Origin of the sequence: Streptomyces chisholmiae (assembly GCF_031845445.1) — a bacterium.
GTDB classification, from domain to species: domain Bacteria; phylum Actinomycetota; class Actinomycetes; order Streptomycetales; family Streptomycetaceae; genus Streptomyces; species Streptomyces chisholmiae.
In genome coordinates this window covers 1-487 of sequence record NZ_JAVREO010000097.1, presented here as the reverse complement: position 1 = coordinate 487, position 487 = coordinate 1, and the positions used below count along the sequence as shown (strand labels likewise).

Below are 487 nucleotides of genomic sequence, written 5' to 3'. Positions count from 1 at the left end.
GAGCATCGACAGCGGACAGTACCGCGGCCACGGGTTCTCGAAGGCGTTGACGTCGGAGTTGGAGCGTTACTTCGTGCGCTGTGGTGTGGACCGGATCGAGCTGGTCTCCGACTGGCAGGGCAGCAATGCGTGGGCGCGTCGCGGATTCACCTGGGGTCCTGATCTCTCTCACCTCCAGGGCGCGCTGGACCAGATCAAAATGCGGGCCCAGGATCTGCGCGACCTGGTCAGCCCCGAGGCCAAGTCGGTGCTGGACGCGATGGTGGCGCGGCTGGAAGTCGACCACCCCCGGCTACCGGAGCCCATCGACCTGGCAAACCTGACCGCCACCGAGGAACCGGACCTGGGGCGTCGGCTGCTGGAGGGCACCTCGATCGACTTGGTCAAGCATCTGCCGATCGCCGAGGCGGATCCGCTCATGCGGCTGGGCGTACCCGTACACACGCCGGGCACGCTCTCGATGGCAGAGGCCACAACGCTGTTCAGC

At 66.7% G+C, this 487-nt stretch carries 1 protein-coding gene; it reads left to right on the top strand.

Features of this window, described 5'->3' with window-relative positions; genetic code table 11:
* Positions 1 to 487: GNAT family N-acetyltransferase (locus RM844_RS32245; protein ID WP_311670999.1), on the top strand; the 487-nt coding region annotated here is incomplete at both ends.